The sequence below is a fragment of the Paenibacillus sp. JCM 9796 genome (assembly GCF_055379675.1).
The window spans coordinates 3794236-3813571 of record NZ_AP043723.1 but is presented as its reverse complement, the minus strand read 5'-3'; the positions used below and the strand labels follow the sequence as shown (position 1 = coordinate 3813571).

General features: G+C 55.5%; 23 protein-coding genes and 1 other annotated feature. Of the genes, 14 read left to right on the top strand and 9 right to left on the bottom strand.

Going from position 1 to position 19336, the window contains the following annotated elements:
• The first annotated feature begins 3 nt into the window (after positions 1-3).
• The 5 genes from urtC (at position 4) to gerQ (ending at position 4376) form a co-directional block, all read left to right on the top strand.
• A complete protein-coding gene (gene urtC, locus ACZ439_RS18475) occupies positions 4-1116 on the top strand; it encodes an urea ABC transporter permease subunit UrtC (protein ID WP_127604954.1) in 1113 nt (370 codons plus the stop codon).
• Between the two features lie 19 nt (positions 1117-1135).
• Positions 1136-1933: an urea ABC transporter ATP-binding protein UrtD gene (gene urtD, locus ACZ439_RS18470; protein ID WP_054796352.1), complete on the top strand. Its 798-nt coding sequence runs from the start codon at positions 1136-1138 to the stop codon at positions 1931-1933.
• On the top strand, positions 1920-2648 hold the full coding sequence (gene urtE / locus ACZ439_RS18465) for an urea ABC transporter ATP-binding subunit UrtE (protein ID WP_141335405.1): 729 nt from the start codon (positions 1920-1922) through the stop codon (positions 2646-2648). Before urtD ends, urtE begins: the two co-directional genes overlap by 14 nt.
• Before the next feature lie 127 nt (positions 2649-2775).
• Positions 2776-3609: an aldo/keto reductase gene (locus ACZ439_RS18460; protein WP_054796351.1), complete on the top strand. Its 834-nt coding sequence runs from the start codon at positions 2776-2778 to the stop codon at positions 3607-3609.
• Positions 3610-3944: 335 nt separating this feature from the next.
• On the top strand, positions 3945-4376 hold the full coding sequence (gene gerQ, locus ACZ439_RS18455) for a spore coat protein GerQ (protein WP_054799844.1): 432 nt from the start codon (positions 3945-3947) through the stop codon (positions 4374-4376).
• 182 nt (positions 4377-4558) lie between these two features.
• Here the strand turns inward: gerQ and ACZ439_RS18450 are convergent, their stop codons facing one another.
• Complete coding sequence (locus tag ACZ439_RS18450; RefSeq protein WP_464620023.1) at positions 4559-4885, bottom strand: hypothetical protein; 327 nt, start codon at positions 4883-4885, stop codon at positions 4559-4561.
• Positions 4886-4982: 97 nt separating this feature from the next.
• On the opposite strand from ACZ439_RS18450, the gene ACZ439_RS18445 reads away from it, so the two are divergent.
• Positions 4983-5966 carry a metal-dependent hydrolase gene (locus ACZ439_RS18445; protein ID WP_127604964.1) on the top strand — a complete coding sequence of 328 codons (984 nt, stop codon included), beginning with the start codon at positions 4983-4985 and terminating at the stop codon, positions 5964-5966.
• A gap of 157 nt (positions 5967-6123) precedes the next feature.
• On the opposite strand, the gene ACZ439_RS18440 is transcribed toward ACZ439_RS18445, so the two are convergent.
• Positions 6124-6348, bottom strand: a complete 225-nt coding sequence (locus tag ACZ439_RS18440) for an alpha/beta-type small acid-soluble spore protein (RefSeq protein WP_054796368.1) — start codon at positions 6346-6348, stop codon at positions 6124-6126.
• 150 nt (positions 6349-6498) lie between these two features.
• On the opposite strand from ACZ439_RS18440, the gene ACZ439_RS18435 reads away from it, so the two are divergent.
• Positions 6499-6696 (top strand): DUF5325 family protein, encoded by a 198-nt coding sequence (locus tag ACZ439_RS18435; RefSeq protein ID WP_054796349.1) that lies wholly within the window; start codon positions 6499-6501, stop codon positions 6694-6696.
• Positions 6697-6768: 72 nt separating this feature from the next.
• Here ACZ439_RS18435 and trpS read toward each other — a convergent pair whose 3' ends face one another.
• Entirely contained in the window at positions 6769-7758 is a 990-nt protein-coding gene (gene trpS / locus ACZ439_RS18430) for a tryptophan--tRNA ligase (RefSeq protein WP_127604966.1), read from the bottom strand.
• A 72-nt stretch (positions 7759-7830) separates the two neighbouring features.
• Positions 7831-8104: a binding site (T-box leader), on the bottom strand.
• A gap of 125 nt (positions 8105-8229) precedes the next feature.
• Between trpS and ACZ439_RS18425 the strand changes: the two genes are divergently transcribed.
• Both ACZ439_RS18425 and ACZ439_RS18420 read left to right on the top strand, forming a co-directional pair.
• Entirely contained in the window at positions 8230-9342 is a 1113-nt protein-coding gene (locus tag ACZ439_RS18425; RefSeq protein WP_141335395.1) for a permease, read from the top strand.
• Between the two features lie 11 nt (positions 9343-9353).
• On the top strand, positions 9354-10301 hold the full coding sequence (locus ACZ439_RS18420; RefSeq protein WP_430104002.1) for a TIGR03943 family putative permease subunit: 948 nt from the start codon (positions 9354-9356) through the stop codon (positions 10299-10301).
• 88 nt (positions 10302-10389) lie between these two features.
• Here ACZ439_RS18420 and ACZ439_RS18415 read toward each other — a convergent pair whose 3' ends face one another.
• Positions 10390-10890 (bottom strand): LURP-one-related/scramblase family protein, encoded by a 501-nt coding sequence (locus tag ACZ439_RS18415; protein WP_127604971.1) that lies wholly within the window; start codon positions 10888-10890, stop codon positions 10390-10392.
• Between the two features lie 166 nt (positions 10891-11056).
• Between ACZ439_RS18415 and ACZ439_RS18410 the strand changes: the two genes are divergently transcribed.
• Entirely contained in the window at positions 11057-12259 is a 1203-nt protein-coding gene (locus ACZ439_RS18410; protein WP_464620022.1) for a CapA family protein, read from the top strand.
• A gap of 4 nt (positions 12260-12263) precedes the next feature.
• On the opposite strand, the gene ACZ439_RS18405 is transcribed toward ACZ439_RS18410, so the two are convergent.
• Complete coding sequence (locus ACZ439_RS18405) at positions 12264-12761, bottom strand: hypothetical protein (protein WP_054796344.1); 498 nt, start codon at positions 12759-12761, stop codon at positions 12264-12266.
• Positions 12762-12863: 102 nt separating this feature from the next.
• Between ACZ439_RS18405 and ACZ439_RS18400 the strand changes: the two genes are divergently transcribed.
• Positions 12864-13091, top strand: coding sequence for an alpha/beta-type small acid-soluble spore protein (locus ACZ439_RS18400; RefSeq protein ID WP_054796343.1), 228 nt, complete (start codon positions 12864-12866; stop codon positions 13089-13091).
• Positions 13092-13300: 209 nt separating this feature from the next.
• On the opposite strand, the gene ACZ439_RS18395 is transcribed toward ACZ439_RS18400, so the two are convergent.
• The gene (locus ACZ439_RS18395; protein ID WP_372813985.1) at positions 13301-13690 is read right to left on the bottom strand and encodes an O-methyltransferase; all 390 of its coding nucleotides are present in this window, start codon (positions 13688-13690) and stop codon (positions 13301-13303) included.
• Positions 13691-13926: 236 nt separating this feature from the next.
• Between ACZ439_RS18395 and ACZ439_RS18390 the strand changes: the two genes are divergently transcribed.
• Complete coding sequence (locus ACZ439_RS18390) at positions 13927-15186, top strand: methyl-accepting chemotaxis protein (protein WP_054799840.1); 1260 nt, start codon at positions 13927-13929, stop codon at positions 15184-15186.
• Positions 15187-15292: 106 nt separating this feature from the next.
• Here ACZ439_RS18390 and ACZ439_RS18385 read toward each other — a convergent pair whose 3' ends face one another.
• A complete protein-coding gene (locus ACZ439_RS18385; RefSeq protein ID WP_464620021.1) occupies positions 15293-17083 on the bottom strand; it encodes a M3 family oligoendopeptidase in 1791 nt (596 codons plus the stop codon).
• A 210-nt stretch (positions 17084-17293) separates the two neighbouring features.
• On the opposite strand from ACZ439_RS18385, the gene ACZ439_RS18380 reads away from it, so the two are divergent.
• Both ACZ439_RS18380 and ACZ439_RS18375 read left to right on the top strand, forming a co-directional pair.
• Positions 17294-17485 carry a YycC family protein gene (locus tag ACZ439_RS18380; RefSeq protein ID WP_054796342.1) on the top strand — a complete coding sequence of 64 codons (192 nt, stop codon included), beginning with the start codon at positions 17294-17296 and terminating at the stop codon, positions 17483-17485.
• Positions 17486-17494: 9 nt separating this feature from the next.
• A complete protein-coding gene (locus ACZ439_RS18375; protein ID WP_054796341.1) occupies positions 17495-17749 on the top strand; it encodes a hypothetical protein in 255 nt (84 codons plus the stop codon).
• 133 nt (positions 17750-17882) lie between these two features.
• On the opposite strand, the gene ACZ439_RS18370 is transcribed toward ACZ439_RS18375, so the two are convergent.
• Together ACZ439_RS18370 and ACZ439_RS18365 are read right to left on the bottom strand one after the other, a co-directional pair.
• Positions 17883-18581 carry a DUF2225 domain-containing protein gene (locus ACZ439_RS18370; RefSeq protein WP_054799839.1) on the bottom strand — a complete coding sequence of 233 codons (699 nt, stop codon included), beginning with the start codon at positions 18579-18581 and terminating at the stop codon, positions 17883-17885.
• Positions 18582-18613: 32 nt separating this feature from the next.
• Positions 18614-18976: a globin domain-containing protein gene (locus ACZ439_RS18365; RefSeq protein ID WP_054796367.1), complete on the bottom strand. Its 363-nt coding sequence runs from the start codon at positions 18974-18976 to the stop codon at positions 18614-18616.
• Positions 18977-19336 lie beyond the last annotated feature (360 nt).

Below are 19336 nucleotides of genomic sequence, written 5' to 3'. Positions count from 1 at the left end.
CGCATGAAACTGACGTTAGGCAGTACCCAAACCAAAGCGATTGCCACCGTGATTTTAATCGCTCTTTTATGCTTGGCCCCTATGGCGTTGTCCGAATTCAGGCTCGGTCTGTTGGGCAAATTTCTGGCATTCGCCATCCTGGCCATGGGGCTCGATCTGATCTGGGGCTATACCGGAATCCTGAGTCTCGGCCATGGCGTTTACTTCGGGCTGGGCGCCTACTGCATGGCGATGCACCTGAAGCTCGTCGCCTCCGATGGCGGGCTGCCGGACTTCATGTCATGGAGCGGCGTGGAGAAGCTGCCCTGGTTTTGGGCGCCCTTTCATTCCGCCGGAGCGGCCCTGCTGCTGGCCATAGCCGTGCCTACGCTGGTCGCCCTCTTCCTCGGTTATCTCACGTTCCGCAATCGCATCCGGGGCTCCTTTTTCTCCATCCTGTCGCAAGCGCTCGTCATCATCACCGTCACCTTATTCGTCGGCCAGCAGGGGTATACCGGAGGGTCGAACGGCTTGACGAGCTTCAGCACGTTTCTCGGAATGCCCGTGGGCGATCCTGCGACCAAAACCCTATTTTATTACGTGACGGTCGTGCTCGTCGGGCTCGTCATTTGCTTTTGCCTGTGGCTGACGTCCGGCAAGCTCGGCAACATCTTAATCGCCATTCGCGACTCAGAGAACCGGGTACGGTTCCTCGGCTACAACCCCGTCGCTTATAAAGTGTTCATCTATTGCGTGTCCGCCGCGCTCGCCGGGCTGGCCGGCGTCATGTTCGTGCTGCATGAAGGCATCATCTCTCCTGCACAGATGGGCATCGTCCCTTCTATTGAAATGGTGCTGTGGGTCGCCGTCGGCGGCCGGGCCACCATCTTCGGTGCCATAATCGGAACCATCCTGACGAACAGCGCCAAAACAACGTTCAGCGAAGCGTATCCGGACTGGTGGCCGATTCTGATCGGCGCGATGTTCATTGTTGTGACGATGTTTTTGCCGAAGGGCATTGTCGGGTCGATCCACGATCTGTTGAAGCGCCGGAAGAAGACCACATCGTCACCCGCTTCCCCGCGAAGCAGCGCATCGCTCGCCGCAACGGCAGGCACTGAGCCCAACAACACCTGATAAGAAGGAGGCCTCACCCATGATCCAACCTCTAACGTCACCGCGTACAGAAGCAGCCTCCCCCCTCATTCGCATCGAAAACCTGGAAGTCAGCTTCAGCGGCTTTAAAGCGATTCGCGGACTGAATCTGCTGCTCGCTCCGGGGGAACTGCGCTTTTTGATCGGTCCGAACGGCGCCGGCAAGACGACCCTTCTCGACGTGCTCTGCGGCAAGGTGAAGCCGTCGAAGGGCAGCGTTAAGTTCAAGGACAAGATCGACCTGGCCCGCCACCAGGAGCATCAAATCGCACAGCTGGGCATCGGACGCAAATTCCAAGCTCCCTCCATCTTCTCCACCCTATCCGTTTACGAAAACATGCTGCTCGCTGTCAAACAAAAGCGCGGTATCTTCGGCGCTCTGTTCACTTCGTCGCCCCCCCAGCAGCGGGCCCGCATCCGGCATTATTTAGAGATGGTCGGACTCGCGCATAAGGAGACGGCGGCGGCCGGCTCGCTCTCGCATGGGGAGAAGCAGTGGCTTGAAATCGGCATGCTGCTGAGTCAGGAGCCGGAGCTGCTGCTGCTCGATGAACCGGCCGCCGGCATGACAGACAGCGAGACCGGGAAAACCGGCGAGCTGCTGCAGCGGATCAGCCGAAGCCAGACAGTCGTTGTCGTCGAGCACGACATGGAATTCGTGCGTCAGTTCGCCCAAATCGTAACGGTTATGCATGAGGGCGCCACTTTGCGGGAAGGCACGATGGAGGAGATTCAGAACGACGATAAAGTCGCCGAGGTTTACTTAGGGAGGAGGACGGAACGACATGACGAAGGATAGCGGCGTAAATGCCGGGCTGCGCCTGCAAGCGCTGGAAGCCGGATACGGGGAGAGCATGATTCTGCGGCAAGTCACGCTGCAGGTAAAACCCGGCCAAGTCGTATGTTTGATGGGCCGTAACGGCGTCGGCAAAACAACGACGATGAAAACGATCATAGGCCTGATCAAGCCGCGAAGCGGCAGCATCTCCTATGCAGGCCAAGACATAACGCGATTTTCACCCGATCTGCGCGCCAAGGCCGGCATCGGCTACGTCCCGCAGGGCCGGGACATTTTCCCCCAGCTGACGATTGAAGAAAATTTGCTGCTTGGCCTGGAAGCCGCGCCTTCCAAGCTGCGCAAAGCCGGCATTCCCGATTCTGTCTTCGAGAATTTTCCCATTCTCCGGGAAATGCTTCACCGGAAGGGCGGTGATTTGAGCGGCGGCCAACAGCAGCAGCTTGCGATCGCCCGCGCCCTTGCTGCCGAGCCGAGGCTGCTGCTGCTCGACGAACCGATGGAAGGCATCCAGCCCTCTATCGTTCAGGATATCGAGCGCGCCATCGAAGCGATCAAGAAAATCGGGAATACGTCCGTGCTGCTGGTGGAACAGAGTCTAACGTTCGCGACAAGCATCGCCGATTATTATTACGTTCTCGATAAAGGCGTCATTGTGGCCGAAGGCGATCCTTCGCAATTAAGCGAAGAGATGGTGCGCAAACACCTGGTTGTATAACGAAGGGAGCCATCCGCCCCGAGCCTGTAAGCAAAAACAGGCTCGCTTTGGCGTTCCCCGTCTCTTGTGTTATCATAAAAATGGATTACATAACCCAAAAATATCCATATAGAGGGAGCGATTCACGATGACAACCTTGAAGCAAATCCATGACGCCACCACGCTTAACAACGGGGTAACCATGCCTTGGCTCGGCCTGGGCGTATGGAAAACGAAGGATGGGGATGAGGTCGTTCAAGCCGTCACCGACGCGCTTGCAGCGGGATACCGCTCTATTGACACGGCAGCCTCTTACGGCAACGAAGCCGGAGTCGGCCAAGCCCTGAAAGCCTCAGGCATCCCGAGGGAACAATTGTTCGTCACGACCAAAGTATGGAACGCGGATCAAGGCTTCGAATCGACGCTGCGCGCCTTCGAGGAAAGCCGGCGCAAATTACAGCTTGAAACCATCGATTTATATTTGATACATTGGCCGGTCAAAGGCAAATACAAAGAAACCTGGAAAGCGCTGATCAAGCTGCGCGACGAAGGCTATGTACGCGCGATCGGCGTCAGCAACTTCCAAGTCCATCACCTGCAGGACCTCATCGACGACAGCGGAGTTGTGCCGGCCGTCAATCAGGTTGAATTCCACCCGCTGCTGCAGCAGTTGGAGCTTCGCCGTTTTTGCCAAAAGCAGCGTATTCAACTGGAGGCCTGGAGCCCGTTGATGCAGGGCAACCTCGACCTGCCGCTGCTGACCGAGCTTGCCGGCAAGTATGGAAAATCGCCGGCGCAAATCATCCTTCACTGGGATCTCCAGCACGGCATTGTCACCATCCCGAAATCCGTTACGAAACACCGGATTCAGGAGAATGCCGATCTTTTCGACTTCGCGCTTACCGACGAAGATATGACCCGTTTGGACGGATTGAATCAAGACCGCCGATTCGGACCGGATCCAGACAATTTCGATTTCTAACCGACTGCTCTGAGAACCGTAAAGCCACAGGCTTTACGGTTTTTGCCGTTTACAAAAAAATACAACCCCCACCCGTCAACAAACATCCGCCTATCACATAGTATAAATTATGTGCGAAAGCCTAGATGCAGCGAGCGACCAGCGGCGAGCGTTATGATCCGGCAAGTCATTCTCTTTGGTATGTCAGTTCCACCCGGCGCCAGTTCGGCCCGGCGCAACCAACCGAACACCGGACGCTAGCAGAAGCACGGTTTCTTCCCCCCTGCAGGCAGCATGTGCCCAGGCGTTCAATGCACCTATCAGGCGTTAACCCCAAAGGAGGTTTTTCGAAAATTATGTACAATCAAGCTTACCGCCCGAACACCAATGCTTACGGCTACCCGATGTATTCGCCGGGCCCGGGCCCGACTCAACCGATCGCACCCATGGGCGCGACCATCCCAAGCGGTTCGACCTTGCCGGGCATGTCCCCGCAGTCCCAGGCAGCGCACGGCTTGCTCCCGCTCGAGCAATCGTTCATCGAGAACATTCTGCGATTAAACCTTGGCAAGGTAGCCACCATCTATATGACGTTCGAGAATAACTCCGAATGGAACGCAAAAGTGTTCAGGGGTCGCCTGGAAGCCGCCGGCCGCGACCACATCATCATCAGCGACCCGACCACAGGCATGCGGTACCTGCTCCTCATGGTTAACCTCGACTACATCACCTTCGACGAAGAACTTAATTACACGTATCCGTTCGGAGGAGGCCCGACCGGCCGATAAAGCTGACTCTTTAAAAAAACATACATGGTTAAGCCGGAAACAGCGGATCCCCTATTTGGGGGGATTCCGCTGTTTCTTTATTTTCGCCGGCACGACTGCCAAATCGATCAAATACCTATACCGTTTTCGAATCGCTTGAATATAGCTGGATCATAAGCTTCGAGCAAACGAAAGGTTTCGTCCTAATGGGTGATCCTCGTGAACTTCCATATATGGACTTTCCCGCGGCCGCCGGCGATCCAAGGGTCTATGCGGCGCCACAAGCGACCTTCTTCCGTCTCATCGGGCAGGCCCGGCGTTATCGTTCCGGTCCGGGCCGCTTTCATAGCCGCGTAAGCTTCATCGCTCAACCCGTTCCAAATTTCAACGAACAAACCGGGCTGTTCAGCCCCCTCATAAACGTCCATTTGTTCGAACTGTTGTTTCAAAACGGCCGCCCACGTTAAATAAGAAGTACGGTACTCTTTTTCAATCCGATACTCGACAAAAACGATACACACTTTTTTCACCCTCGCCACCTTTATTTTGTTCAAGAAAATGATACACTACTAGTAATGGACTGCAAATCACATTATGGAAGAAATACGCTTTTCAGGAGGTAAGTCCATGGACACCGGTACCCATCTCGTCATCGGGCTAGGACTGGCAGGGCTCGCTTATATTGATCCTGTCGTAGCCGCAGATCCCGTCGTTGCGACGGCGGTCTTGATCGGAACCGTCGCGGGCTCGCAAGCGCCCGATGCGGATACGCTGCTTCGTTTGAAGAACAATGCCGTTTACATTAAAAATCATCGCGGGATCTCCCATTCGCTGCCTGCGCTTTTCCTTTGGACGGCAGCCATCTCCGGCGCGCTCTGGCTTTTCTTCGACGGATTGCCTATGCTGCATGTCACGATGTGGGTGTTCATCGCCGTTGCATTCCACGTATTTACCGACTTGTTCAATACGTACGGAACGCAAGCGCTTCGTCCCTTCTCGGAGCGATGGGTGTCATGGAATATCATTCATATTTTCGATCCGTTTATCTTTTTGGCGCATGTGGTCGCCATCTTCCTCTGGTCGATGAGGTTGGTGGACCCGGCGGTCGCTTTCCCGTTGTTATACGGATTGATAGCCGTTTATTACGCGTGGCGCTCGTGGCATCATCACCGGCTGGAGTCCACCTTGTACCGTCAGGATCCCGAGTACGCGCCCGGCGACAAGTACACGTTAATCCCTACCGTCCATCTGTATCATTGGCAGGTCGTGAAACAAAAGAACGACACGACGTTCAGCCTGGGCGAATATCGCAACGGCCGGATCAAGTGGGTCGATCACGTCAAATGCGATTGCCATCCGGCGGTAGAAGCTTCCAAAGCGCATCCGAATATCGCCTCCTTCCTTTACTTTACCTCGTTTGCCTGCGCCGACGTCAAGGAGCACGGCTGGGGCTACGAGGTACGCTGGGCCGATGTGCGCTACCGGCATCGCAAGCAGTATCCTTTCGTAGCGGTGCTGCGGATGGACAAATCGTTTGAAACGCTCGATTCTTATGTCGGCTGGGTGAACGATACCCGGCTGGAGAAGAAGCTGCGCGTCGATATGAATTAACCGGGCCTTAACCCGCCAGCGGACATGCGCCACCCTTCAGGCTCATGCTCCGCTTCTTTCAGCGGACTTGTTCGCCATATATGATGAAAAAGCCCAAGGAGATTGGCTCCCTGAGCTTATGTCGATACTACGCTGATGCTAAGAATGCCGTCTGCAATTAGCGAGTTTGACCCGCGATTGCTTGCTCGGCGATTTGGACCAAGCGACGAGTGATGTGACCGCCGATCGCACCGGTGTCGCGAGATGCCATGTAACCGTAGTAGCCGTCTTGCGGGATTTGGATGCCCAATTCTTGAGCTACCTCATACTTTAATTGATCCAATGCCTGTGAAGCTTGTGGTACGACCAGAGCGTTGCTGCTGCGGGATTGACCTGCACCCATGTTCAGCACTCCTTTCAATTGAATGATGTCTTTGATGTATTTGCAAGCTTGCAAACTTATTATGTGCCCGCTGTAAGAAACTATACGCACCTTTATGAAAAAACCTTTCGAGTTTCAAATTTTATGGAGCAAAGGCGGATTTGAACCCTTATGAACAAAACTCTTGCGCTGATTTATGCCCTTGTCGGGACCGCGCTGCTGACAACGGTCAGCTACTTTATCGCTGCAGGCCGACCATGGATGGCCGTATTGACCGGCATAATCGCCCTATTCTTTATAGGATCCGGCTTTATCGTGAAGGCCAGACAGCGGAGACGGCGCGAAGGCCGGCAGCAAGAAGAACGCTGACGGATCGATACATAAAAAAGAGCTTGTCCTCCGGGTGAACGATCACACCGTCGGACAAGCTCTTTTGTCGTTTCAAAGAACGACAAAGCCCATCTTCGTTTTGACTTCCTTCAGCATCCGTTCCGCCTGCTCGGCGGCCCGCTCCTTCCCTTCGGCCAGGATGCGGTGCAGCTCGCCGGATTCCCGGATCTCGCGATAGCGCTGCTGCAGCGGCTCCAGCACCGTCACGACAGCCTCGGCCAGGTCTTTTTTAAACGGCCCGTAGCCTTGTCCTTCGTAAAGCGCCTCGACTTCGGCAATCGTTTTATCAGCCACCTGTGTGTAAATGCTGATCAGGTTGCTCACCTCCGGCTTGTTCGCCGGATCGAATTTCACTTCGCGCCCCGAGTCCGTTACCGCCCGGCTAATTTTCTTGCGTACAACGTCCGGCGCATCGAGCAGCGCGATGTAGCTGCCGGCATTCGGATTGCTCTTGCTCATCTTCTTGGAGGCATCGTCAAGCGACATGACACGCGCCCCGACTTCCGGGATGTAGCCCTGCGGAATTTTGAACGTCTCGCCAAACTTGCCGTTGAACCGCTGCGCCAGGTCGCGCGTCAGCTCCAGATGCTGCTTCTGATCGTCGCCCACCGGCACGAGATCGGCATTGTACAACAGAATGTCGGCCGCCATCAACGAAGGATACGTGAACAAGCCCGCACCGACGGATTCTTTGCCGGCCGACTTGTCTTTAAATTGCGTCATCCGCTCCAGCTCGCCCATATAGGTGAGCGTCGTCATCAACCATCCAAGCTCCGCATGAGCGGACACCGTCGATTGCAGGAAGACCGTTGCCGCTTTCGGATCGATGCCAGCCGCCAAATACAGCGCCGCGACCGACTCCGACTGCTCTTTCAACGCCGCCGGTTCCTGCGGAACCGTAATTGCATGCAGATCGACCACCATAAAGTAGCAATCATGGGTGATCTGCAGCTTCACATAATTTTTCAAGGCTCCGATATAGTTGCCCAGCGTCAACTGCCCACTGGGCTGCATCCCCGACAGCACTCGTAATTTGGACATGTTCTTCTTCCTCCTTGATCATGGAAACTTCTCTTCTTCCGGTCCGACTGCAAAACAAAAAGGCCTCCCGCCGCAAGGGACGAGAGACCGTGGTGCCACCCTAATTCGCCCGTTGCCGCATCAGCCGCGAATCGGCGATCGACAAGAGCCTTGATCTCCTGTAACGGGGAGTGACCGTAACGGTATAATGCAGCGCCCGACTCCTAAGCCCGGGCCCGGGTTTGACGCCTGTTCCACCGTTCAGCTCGAGGATCCATTCGAACGACCGCCGCCTGCCGGTTCGCACCTGCCACCGGCTCTCTGCAAAGCGTGCCTGCCGCCTACTTATTCCCGTCATCGCTTATTAGACGTCATTGTACCGAACGGCATGCGGCATGTCAAGATCACTTTTTGACCAAAAACTTGTCCTATATTCATTCCGCAGTGCATACGCTATAATAATAATTACGAAAAAGAAGGAGAGACCGTGCTTTGCAAACGACTATTCAACGACTGGCCACTAACGTTCTCGCCGTTTTATGCATCATCATGTTCATCCTTATTTTCAGGCAAAAACAGCCGCCCGACTTGTCGTGGATCGGCTCGGAGGAGCTTCAAAACTTTAAGACGCTGTTCATCAGCATCGTGCTCGAGGCGCTGCCGTTCGTCCTCCTCGGCGTCCTGGTTTCCGCCCTGCTGCAAATGTTCGTTTCCGAGCAAACGATCCGCAAATGGGTGCCCAAAAATCCGGTGCTCGGCGTTCTGTTCGCCTGCGCGCTCGGCATCGTCTTTCCGCTGTGCGAATGCGGGATGATCCCGGTCATACGCCGCCTGATTCTCAAGGGCATGCCCGTATATACGGCCGTCGTCTTCATCCTCGCCGGTCCGATTATTAATCCGGTCGTATACGCCTCCACCTTCATGGCGTTCCGTACGCGTCCCGAAATCGCCTACTCGCGCATGGCGCTCGCTTTTCTCGTCGCCGCCACGATCGGGCTGCTCGTGTACCGTTTCGTCCGCACCAATCCGCTGCGGGCCGGCTTGAAATACGGTGCCGCGCCTGTGCACACGCACAATCACGCGCATGAACACGGGCACGAATATGGGCATACGCATCATCATCATACAGCGCATGGGCATGATCACGGCCATACGCATGATCACAGCCATACGCATGCTCACGGTCCCGGATGGCGAGGCCGCTTGTCCGGCGTGCTTGGGCACGCATCGGACGAATTTTTCGACATGGGCAAATATTTGATTTTCGGCGCCATGCTGACAGCCCTGATTCAAACGTTCATGTCCCGGGAAAGCCTGGTTTCGATCGGGGAAGGAACGGTTAGCTCGCATCTGTTCATGATGGGCTTTGCCTATGTGCTGTCGCTCTGCTCGACGTCCGACGCCTTCGTCGCCTCGTCGTTCGCCACGACGTTCTCGGCAGGGTCGCTGTTGACCTTTCTTGTCTTCGGACCGATGCTCGATATGAAAAGCACGCTCATGCTTCTGTCCGCCTTCCGCGCCAAGTTCGTGCTTCTGCTGACCGGGCTGCTCGTAATCGTGACGTTAATCGGCTCGCTGCTGTTCGAACGTATCTTTTTCCAGTGAGGTGTCCTATTATGAGTCCACGTCTGCTCAGCTTTCACCATACCATTAAAGCGCTCATCTTATTCGGCTTTGCCGGTTATATCGCATATCTCGTGCACAGCGATCGAATTTTGCTCTACATCGCGCCCCGCATGGTGGATTACGTCAAATGGTCCTCCCTGGCGCTCTACGCCGTGGCTGTGTACCAAGGCTATCAGGCGGTACGCACGTTCCGCAGTACGCATGAGCCGGATTGCGACTGCGGGCACGATCATACGCCGTCGCGCTCCATTCTCAAGAACACGGTTGTATACGGCCTCTTCCTCCTGCCGCTGCTGCTCGGGTTCTTGCTTCCGGATACGTCGCTGGGCAGCAGCTTGGCCGCGAAGAAAGGCATGAACCTCAGCAGCGCCAGCGCCGTGAAGAAAGAAAGCGAGCCTCCGGAGGCAGGTCTCTCGTCCTCCAACGCAGCCGCGCCAGGCGCGGACAATCCGCCGCCGGCGCAACCGCCGGCCAAAGGAGCCTCCGGTTCTCTCGATGCGTTGTTTCCATCGGATAAGTTCACGAAGCAGTACGCCGATTTCGCGAAGAAGCTGTACGCTTCCGATCAGATTACCGTCCAGGAAGAATGGTTTATCGAGACGCTCACCTCGGTGGACCTTTACCTGGATGCCTTCATCAGCAAAAAAATGCAGCTGACCGGTTTCGTCTACCGGCAAGAGGATATGAAAGACAACCAGTTTGTCATCGGGCGCTTTTCCATTCAATGCTGCTCCGCGGATGCCGCACCGTTCGGCGTGCTTGCCGAGTACGACCGCGCCAAAACATTCGCCGCAGACACCTGGGTCACGGTCACCGGCACCCTGGAGAAGACGAAATTCAACGACGTCGAGATCATGGTGCTGAAGGTCGAGAAGGTAGCCAAAGCCGAACCGGCGAAGACACCCTACGTTTACCCGAACATGAATTTCGGCGCTTAATGGAGGGTCACCCGCCTGAACTTCTGCAGCAAGCCAAAAGGCTCCGGCAGCGCGTTAAGCGTTGCCGGAGCCTTTTTCCTTCGCTGTCTTATGTGGAGGCGGCGCTTTGCCTTTTTTGAATCGCATGAACGCCCATGACGACGACAATCAGTTCTTCCATCGGCAGCGTCGAGTCGTTGGTCAGCTCGAACGCCCCGGCCCCGAACATCCCGTCCACGCGGCGGAATTCGGCGGCCAGCTGCTCCCTCTCCGTCTTCACCGTATATTCCCGCGAGAAGGCGGGGGATTCGATATAGAACGTCCCGTGCGTATCGCTATCATATACATACCGTTTGGTAAAAAAAGTGAACTTCGCTTTTAACGTGCCGATTTCTTGGTCCCCTCCGTTAAACACGAGCCACGTATTGGAGAAAGCCCGGAATTTTCCGCTATACGACGTTAACCCATCTGAGAAACTCTGGACCGTTACGCCGGATTGAAACATGCCGTGCAGGTCGAGCGTGCCGATTTTCCGCTCCCGTTCATCCGTGATGTCCGTTTCCCCTCTGGACAAAAAGTTGTCGCGAACATATACCTTGCGCGCTTCCATCACTAACATCTCCTCGCTTTCCGTCGATCGGAGGCTTTGTCATTTTTAACGAACGGCGCGGTTAAAAGGTTTCGGTGTTCAAACATTTTCCACGCTTCATAATCGCATTCATTCCAGTGAATAGTAAGGGTACCGGTGAAGTTATGACAAGGGAGGCGAATCCTGCGTGACACGTTGTCTGTCCGGCGCTATAGCGGCGGTCATCTTGCTTGCATCGTTAAGCGGTTCCGCCGCCAGCCCCGACGTTCACCCGACTGCCGTCCGGCAAGCCGTTCCAGGAGCGGCGTACGAAGTACCCCGGCTGCGCTCCGGCCCTCCCTGCCCGCAGCCGGAGCAGAAAGCGTCGATCGCCGCCATCGGCGATGTCTTGATTCACCGCTCCATTTATGACGACGCCCGCACAAAGACCGGCTTCGACTTTCGGCCGATGTTCGAGAAAGTCCGTCCTGCGCTCGCGGCGGCGCACGTGACTGTCGCCAATCAAGAGAGCATCACCGGCGGGATCGGCATCGGCTTGTCCGATTACCCGACGTTCAACAGCCCGTTCGAGACAGCCGACGCTCTCCGGGATGCCGGCGTCGATGTCGTTACGATGGCCAACAACCATACGCTCGATCGCGGCGAGAAGGCTGTGCTGCAAGCGATCGGGCACTGGCGGGACTTGCAGGTCGAGTACGCGGGAGCGAGCGAGAGCGTCAACGATCGGCGGCGTATGCGGCTCGTGAAACGGAACGGCTTGAAGCTGGCGTTTCTATCATATACCTACGGCACCAACGGCATTCCTTCACCGCCAGGCAAATCCCATCTCGTGCACCGGCTGGAGCCGGGCGTCCTGACCGCCGAAATTCGCGAAGCGAAGCGGCTGGCCGATGCCGTCGTCGTCAGCCTGCACTTCGGCGTCGAATATCAGCGGCTGCCGAACGACGAGCAGAAGCGCCTGGCCAAACTGGCCGCCGTGTCCGGCGCGGACTTGATCCTCGGCCATCATCCGCATGTGCTGCAGCCGCTCGAGTGGATCGACAACGGCCGTAACGGCGGACGAAGCCTGGTCGTCTACTCGCTCGGCAATTTTATCGCCGCTCAGAAGCAATCCGACCCGCATACGCGAATCGGCGGCATCTTGAGCGCGGACCTCCGAAAGGTACCGGGGCCGGGGCCAGAGGCCGGTTCGATAGGCAGCCGCATCGTCGTCGAGAACGTCACATTCCTGCCCACTTACATCCGCTTCAAGCGGTGGCGCGGTTATCGTGTCGTTCCGCTGGCCTCCGTGACGGAAGAGGAATTAAAGGACGCGCCCCGCGTCTTTAAAGAAGTGGCCGCCCATATGCGCCGCTGGATGCCGGACCTTACCGTCGCGGACGGGTTATAAACGACTATGTCGAATATTTCAAAGACAACTCATCCAACAATCGGCGAACCGTGGGGACGGTGTCTTTGTACAAAGGGCGGTAGTCGAGCGGCTCCACGAAGCTCAGGAACGTTTCGGCGATATCCCGTACCTGCCGAACGTACTCCGCCTTATCCACCGTATAAGACGCTACCCGGCGCGGGGCTCCGCCTTGCCGCTCCTCCACTTCCGTCAATTCCAGCTCCCGCTCGCTTCGGTGGATGACGACGAACGAGAACGCCCGGCATTCCGGATCGCCGCAGCCGCAAATAAAGAACGGAACCTTCGTCCACGCGTCCACCCCGGCCCAGCGGTCCGGTTCCACGTTCTCCAAAGCGCTCAAGAGCAGGGCCGGCAGTCCGACGTCCAGACATAAAGGCTCATCGATCACGGTTTCACCGTCGATGTCGAGCCGGACGTCGGCGTGAACGATCTGCAGGCCGGCGTCAAACGACCAGTTGCGGTAAGTTAATGAAAATGCCATGGCGGTTCTCCTTTTCACCCGGTGGACACATTTACCAATTTTTTTCAAAGAGTATAATTATTGCTTTGGTACATACTACCTTCAAGAACGGAGGTGATATCGATGGGCGCAGGACAATCCCGCAGCAGCAACGCTTTGGTCGTACCTCAAGCTTCCCAAGCTTTGGACCAACTGAAGTATGAAGTTGCTCAAGAGCTGGGCATCCAAATTCCTCAAGACGGGTACTATGGTTTCATGGCTACTCGCGACACCGGGGCTATTGGTGGCCACATCACACGTCGTCTGGTTCAAATCGCCGAGCAGCAGTTGGCCGGCAAGTTCACTCGATAATGCAGTACCTCGAATACTTAACGGGGCGGTTCCCTCGCGGAACCGCTTTTCCATGTGCGGCCGCCCCGATTGTCCGAGGCCGGTATTGTTCATTATAAACGATTTCCACCGCTCCCGTCTAAGCGCAGGATGGAATCCGTAAAAGTGAAATAAGCCTCCGGCATCAACGCCAAAGGCCCATCCTACTATAAATGAGGTATAAGTGCTGATCAATCGGTATTGCCGTTTTTGTCGGGATTGACAAGATTCGCCATATTATAATTCGATTCGAACGTGACGCTTGTGCATAACAAGTTTTGCCGCATCGCGAACTCGAACTGGATTTCGCCGTGCGACCATTTTTTCAGCTTTAACGACTCAAGGGCCGTCTGACGAAAGGAGTGCTGGTGGCTTTCGGTCAGTCCCCGGTCCGCTTTCTTGAGTTCGCTTCCTCTACTTTCCAAGGGAAAGTGCCTGACCCCGAACTTTCCTACCATGTTGTTGCGAATTTGCACGAATACGGTGCCCGACGTCAAATGCGCAAGCTCTTCCTTTAATTCCCGAAACACCAGGTCCAACTGCCGCGCTAACGAAACCTTCTCCAAAATCAAAAGCATCATCCCTTCTTTTTGAATTAATGGAATATTATGTATATCCTGATGTAGCCCTATTATAGGACAATAAAATCAAAATATCAACAAAAATTCACTTTTTTCGCTATGCATGTAGGCCTATCGAAACCCCTTTCTTCCAACCCTATAGACCAAAACTTACAAGCAGTGGTATAATTGCCCGTAGGATTAATCGCCTTGTATGAGTCGTTGATCCCAGAACAGATTGAAGGGGTCGTTCGGGTATGAACAGATTTTCAGGCTTATCGTTTAAGAACAAGCTCCAGCTTGGGTGCTACGCCATCGTTGCCGTTTACTCCATCGCTATGCTGTTTTTCATTTTTCAATCCTCGTCAAGTATGCTCTGGGGGCTTATTTTACTATTTCTGCTGGCCGGGTTAAGTTTTCCTTTTATCCGATTCCTGGAAAGAACGCTTACAGAACCGATCAGCGATATTTCCCGCGCCGCGATTAGCATCTCCAAGGGCGACTTCACGTCGAAAATTCACATTCAATCGAACGATGCGCTGGGCGAGCTGGCGAATTCGTTCAACCGGATGACGGAGAAGCTGCGCGAAATTTTGAAGGATACCGGTAAAGCGTCGAAACACGTGTCGGATTCCAGCCGGGACATCTTTTACAAGAATGAGAAAATGAAAGCGGTGCTCGAAGAAGCCGCGATCGCAGCCAACGAGCTTGCAGCCGGGGCCAATCAAATTTCCGAGGAAATCAGTGAGGTTTCTGCCGCCACGAAGGACATCGAGCATAAAGTAACCAGCTACACGGAATCGACGCGGGAAATGAATGCGCGCTCCGGCCAAATGCTGGAGCTGGTCAATAAAGGTCTGCAATCCGTCGAAACGCAAAGCGACGGCGTCCGCAAGAACGTCGAAGCGACCGCCAACGTCTCGAACACGATCAACTCGCTGGCCGAGCTGACGAAAGGAATTTCCACCATCACCGCGTCCATTTCGGAAATCGCCGAGCAGACGAACCTGCTGTCCTTGAACGCCTCTATCGAAGCGGCACGGGCAGGCGAGCATGGCAGAGGCTTCGCCGTCGTCGCCCAAGAAGTCCGGAAGCTTGCCGAAGAGTCGACGACCTCGACCCAAGAGGTGTTCGGCTTGGTGCGCAGCATTGAGCAAGGCATCCAGGAAGCGCTCTCGTCCATGGCGCAAAACGAAAAGATCGTGCAAGAGCAAACCCAGCTGATTTCCGAGACGGAAACGGTATTCGGAGAAATCGTAAGCAGCGTATCCTTCATCAGCGAGCAAATTTCAAAGTTCGCGCGCGAAAGCGAGCAGATGCTGGCCGGCGCCCAACAAATCTCGGCGACGATGGAGAACATATCGGCAATCACGGAGCAATCAGCCGCCGGGACGGAGCAAGTGTCCGCCTCCATGAAGGATCAGATCGGCGCCGTGCAAGCCATCGTGGCCCAGTCGGAAGAAATGACACGGCTGGTGACGCAGCTGCAGCTCACGATGAGCATCTTCAAGCTCTAGTACATAAGAAACGGCCATGTGAAAGAGGCTGACCCCCGCAGATTATCATCTGCCGCAGGGTCAGCCTCTTTCCTTGTACACCGAACGGTCGAACGGTCGAACGGTCTTATTCCGTCAAGCGCAGAAATTCATGCACGTCGGCGACCGACAGATCCAGCGCCTGCTGCCAGAAGTCCGGCTTCGTCAGGTCGACGCCCAAATGTTTACGCGCCAGCTCTTCCACGGTCATCCGGCCGGTATCGCGCAGGAGCGCCACATACTGGTCCTCGAACGCAGCTCCCCGGCGGAGCGCCTCGGCGTACAAGCCGGTGCTGAACATATAACCGAACGTATACGGGAAATTGTAGAACGGTACCTCGGTGATGTAAAAATGCAGCTTCGACGCCCAAAAATGAGGATGATATTCCTCGAGTGCCTCACAAAACGCCTGCTTCTGCGCCGCCGTCATCAGCTCGTTCAAGCGCTCGATCCCGACCAGCCCCCGGCGCCGCTCCTCGTAGAAATTCGTCTCGAATATAAATCGCGCATGGATGTTCATATAGAACGCGACGGATCGCTGTATTTTATCCTCCAGCAGCGTAATCCGCTCAGCCTCGCTTGACGCGGCCTTCACCGCCGCGTCGGCGACGACCATCTCCGCGAACGTCGAGGCCGTCTCGGCCACGTTCATCGCGTACTCCTGTGCAAGCGCCGGCAAATCGTTCATGACGTGCTGGTGGTACCCGTGGCCCAGCTCATGCGCCAGCGTCGCCACATTGGAGGCCGTGCCGGCGTAAGTCATGAAGATCCGGGTTTCTTCGGCGATCGGGAACGACGTACAAAACCCGCCCGGCCGCTTGCCGGGACGATCCTCCGCTTCGATCCAGCGGTTCTCGAACGCCCTCTCCGCAAAATCAGCCATCCGCGGGCTGAAGCGGCGGAACTGCTCGACGATCAGCTGGGCGCCTTCATCATAGCTGAACTCCAGGCTGCCTTCGCCGACTGGCGCGTCGACATCGTACCAGCTCAGCTTCGGAATGCCGAGCAGCTTCGCTTTCCGCTCCAGATAACGGACGAAGATATCTTTACCGCCCTCGATGACGCCCCACATCGCATCGAGCGTTTCCTTCGTCATCCGGTTGATCGCAAGCGGCTCCTTGTGAATGTCCTCCCAGCCTCGGCGCTCGTACAGCTTCAGCCGGAACCCGCCCAAATGATTCAGCGCGTCGGCGCAATAATCCGCATGCTCGGCCCACTGCTCCTCCCATGAACGGAACAGCTTCTGCCGCACCTTCCGGTCGGGGCTGTGCATCCGGTTGGCCGCCTGACCGGCCGACAGCTGAAGCACTTCGCCGTTCTCCTCATACGGAACGCGGAACTTGCTGACGGTCGTGTTATACGACTCGCCCCAGCCGTGATACCCGTCAACGGCCAAATCGTTGACAAGCGCCTCCTGCTCCGGCGGCAGCTTGTCGGCCGCAAGCAGCTTGCGCTCTACGAGCGGATAACGGATTTCCGCCGTTTCCGGATGCGCCAGCAATGCCTGCCAGGCCTCCTCCCCTATACGCGTCAGCAGGTCGTCGAAATGCGTTTGCGCGGAGGCGTACTCCGCCCCAATCGCCTTCACTTTACCTGCCAGCATGACGGCCGTCTTATCGTTCTGGTTAGCGGCGGCCAAGCAGGCCGTGAACGAGTCCGCTTCGCGCAATGCGAGCGCCGCTTTCTGCAGCAGCGCAAGCGTCGGCAGCAGCGCCGTCGCTTCCTCGGCCGTGTTCGGCACGCGCAGCTCCTTCAGCGCGGTACGCAGCGCCGCGATATTCGTCTCCAGCTGACGCAGAAAGCGGGCAAACGCCTCCGATTGACTGCCTCCGGCAAAAAAACGCTCCAAATCCCAGGTTTGAGGCAAAGGACTTTGCATGAGTGAACACCGCACCTTCCAATAAGGGATATACTTCTTTTTCCATTAAACCATAATTTGACGTCCAGCCCAAATGGAGCTCTATTGTTCGGACGGGTGCGTCAAGAGGCGCAGGCCCCCGCCCTTCCGGGATGGTTTCTTGTTGAATGCAGGTCCTGGATATGTTTAAATGGAGACTATAGATGTACGAATGGGAGTTGATTTCGGAAGATGAGACCGCTGCAAATTTCTCCGGAAACGGCACAAAAGCTGGCCAAACAGTTGAACGTGCCGCTGGAGCACCTGATGCATATGCCGCAGCATATTTTGCTGCAAAAGCTGGCCGAGCTGGCCAAATCTGCGGAAGCGGATAGCAAAACCGGCACCGCCGCCGAAGCTCAAGAAAAGCCGAAATCGGAGTAACCGAAAACGATGATACCTTTCGAAAATACATGGCCTTACGACCGGTTCGGTCAGGACATCTACGTGCAAAACTGCCCGTTCTGCCAAGCGGAGAACGTCCTGCTGCCGCTTAAAGCGAGGGACATGCAGGAGCTTCAAGACCGCGTCAAGAAGCTGCTCGTATTCCCCTGCTGCCGCAATCGGCTGACACTCGTCGATGCCGATTCGGACTATTTGCTGGCGAGCCGGCCGCTTCGCCGCGGCGACCGCCCGAAATCGACATAACAGCAGACAAGCGGGCGCTAATTCCTGCAAATGGCATAACAAAACGCTTAAAGCAAATTCGTTTCCCGCCTCCCCGGCCCGGCAGCGAATTCCCTTTAAGCGTTTGTTTGTTAGTGCAGCTTACATACGGAGTCTATAATTCTTGGACATCTTCTTCCAGCTGAAGCTTTTGCTCCTGCATTTCCTCCCGTACGGCCTGCCACTGCTCCCGGCAAGCCCGAATCATGCCGGCATCCATAATCTGTTTGTCGTTCACGACGCGTGCGAACCACTTGACCGCTTGATTGAAATTTTTCAAGCGCCGATGCAGCTCTCCGATTAAATACATGAGCCTGGCGTTGTTCATCTCGGAAGCTTCCGTCTCAAACGTCCGGATATACTCCTCAAGCGCGTATTGAAGGAACCGTTTCTCCTGCTCCTCGTTTCCCTGATGCCGATACAACCAGGCAATATGGTGGAGCAATGAGGCGGTGACCCGCCCTTTTTCATTCACCGCCTGCGCGCATACGAGCGCCAGCTTAAAAGCATATAATGCATCATCCCATTGACGTTCGCCGCCGCAGTCTTTGTACGACCACTTGGCGCCGATCTTCTCCTTAAAAGCGTTCTTCTGCTGAAGCGTGAGGTGCTCCTTCGAATTTTCGGTGCCGGCGAAGCCGCAAAACGGACAAATCCGCACGACGTAATAATCGGGATTCAGATCTTTATAATGCAGGCAAAAGTCCGTGTCGGACTTGATCGACTTCTTGAAGCTCGGCCTTACCCGAGACGTTCTGAATTCCGCATCGCACTGGGGGCATTGGACTTTTGCTTGGAATAGAGGCTCCATCATTTCATACACTTCCTTTAATCGGCATATGACATTCAGCTGTTCACAAAATGATAGGCAGGCCCCTTCAGCCGTTCCAGCACGGCGCGCCGCAGCTGCGGCTCCATGCCGGTTTCTTCAAGCGCTAACGCCATGCAGCCGAGCCACGCTTCCGCTCGCTCTTCGGTAATGGGGAAAGGGAGGTGGCGGGCGCGCATCATCGGATGGCCGTATTGTTCCGAATACAGCGGCGGTCCGCCGAAAAATTGACTTAAAAATAAAGTTTGCCTCTCCATCACCGGCCTAATATTGTCAGGAAATAACGGGCCGATCAGCGGGTGGGCCTGAACCTTCGGATAGAAGGCTTCGACGATTCGGCGAATGCCTTCCACCCCGCCCATCGCTTCATATATCGTCATCGATTCTCGTTCATGCGTCAAAGCAATCAGCTCCTTAACCCTAAGATAATCGGCGGCACCGTCCTTGTCTTACAAAGGGGGCGCGATGTCAGTCAACAAAAAAAGATGCTAATGCATGCGCTTTAGCATCGTCATTCGAATCCTATCCCACTCGGCGCGTTGACCGGTAAACACAGCAACGGCCGTTTCAACTTAGGCGTCTTCTTCACCAGAGGTCATTAAGGTCTCCCTGATGACATATACAAATGCACATACGAGAATTCCAGCAATAACGCCCATCATAAGGATCACTCCCATTCTCATATTAGTACCATTGTACCATAAAAAAAATAAACAAACAGCATTTTTGAAAGCACTCTC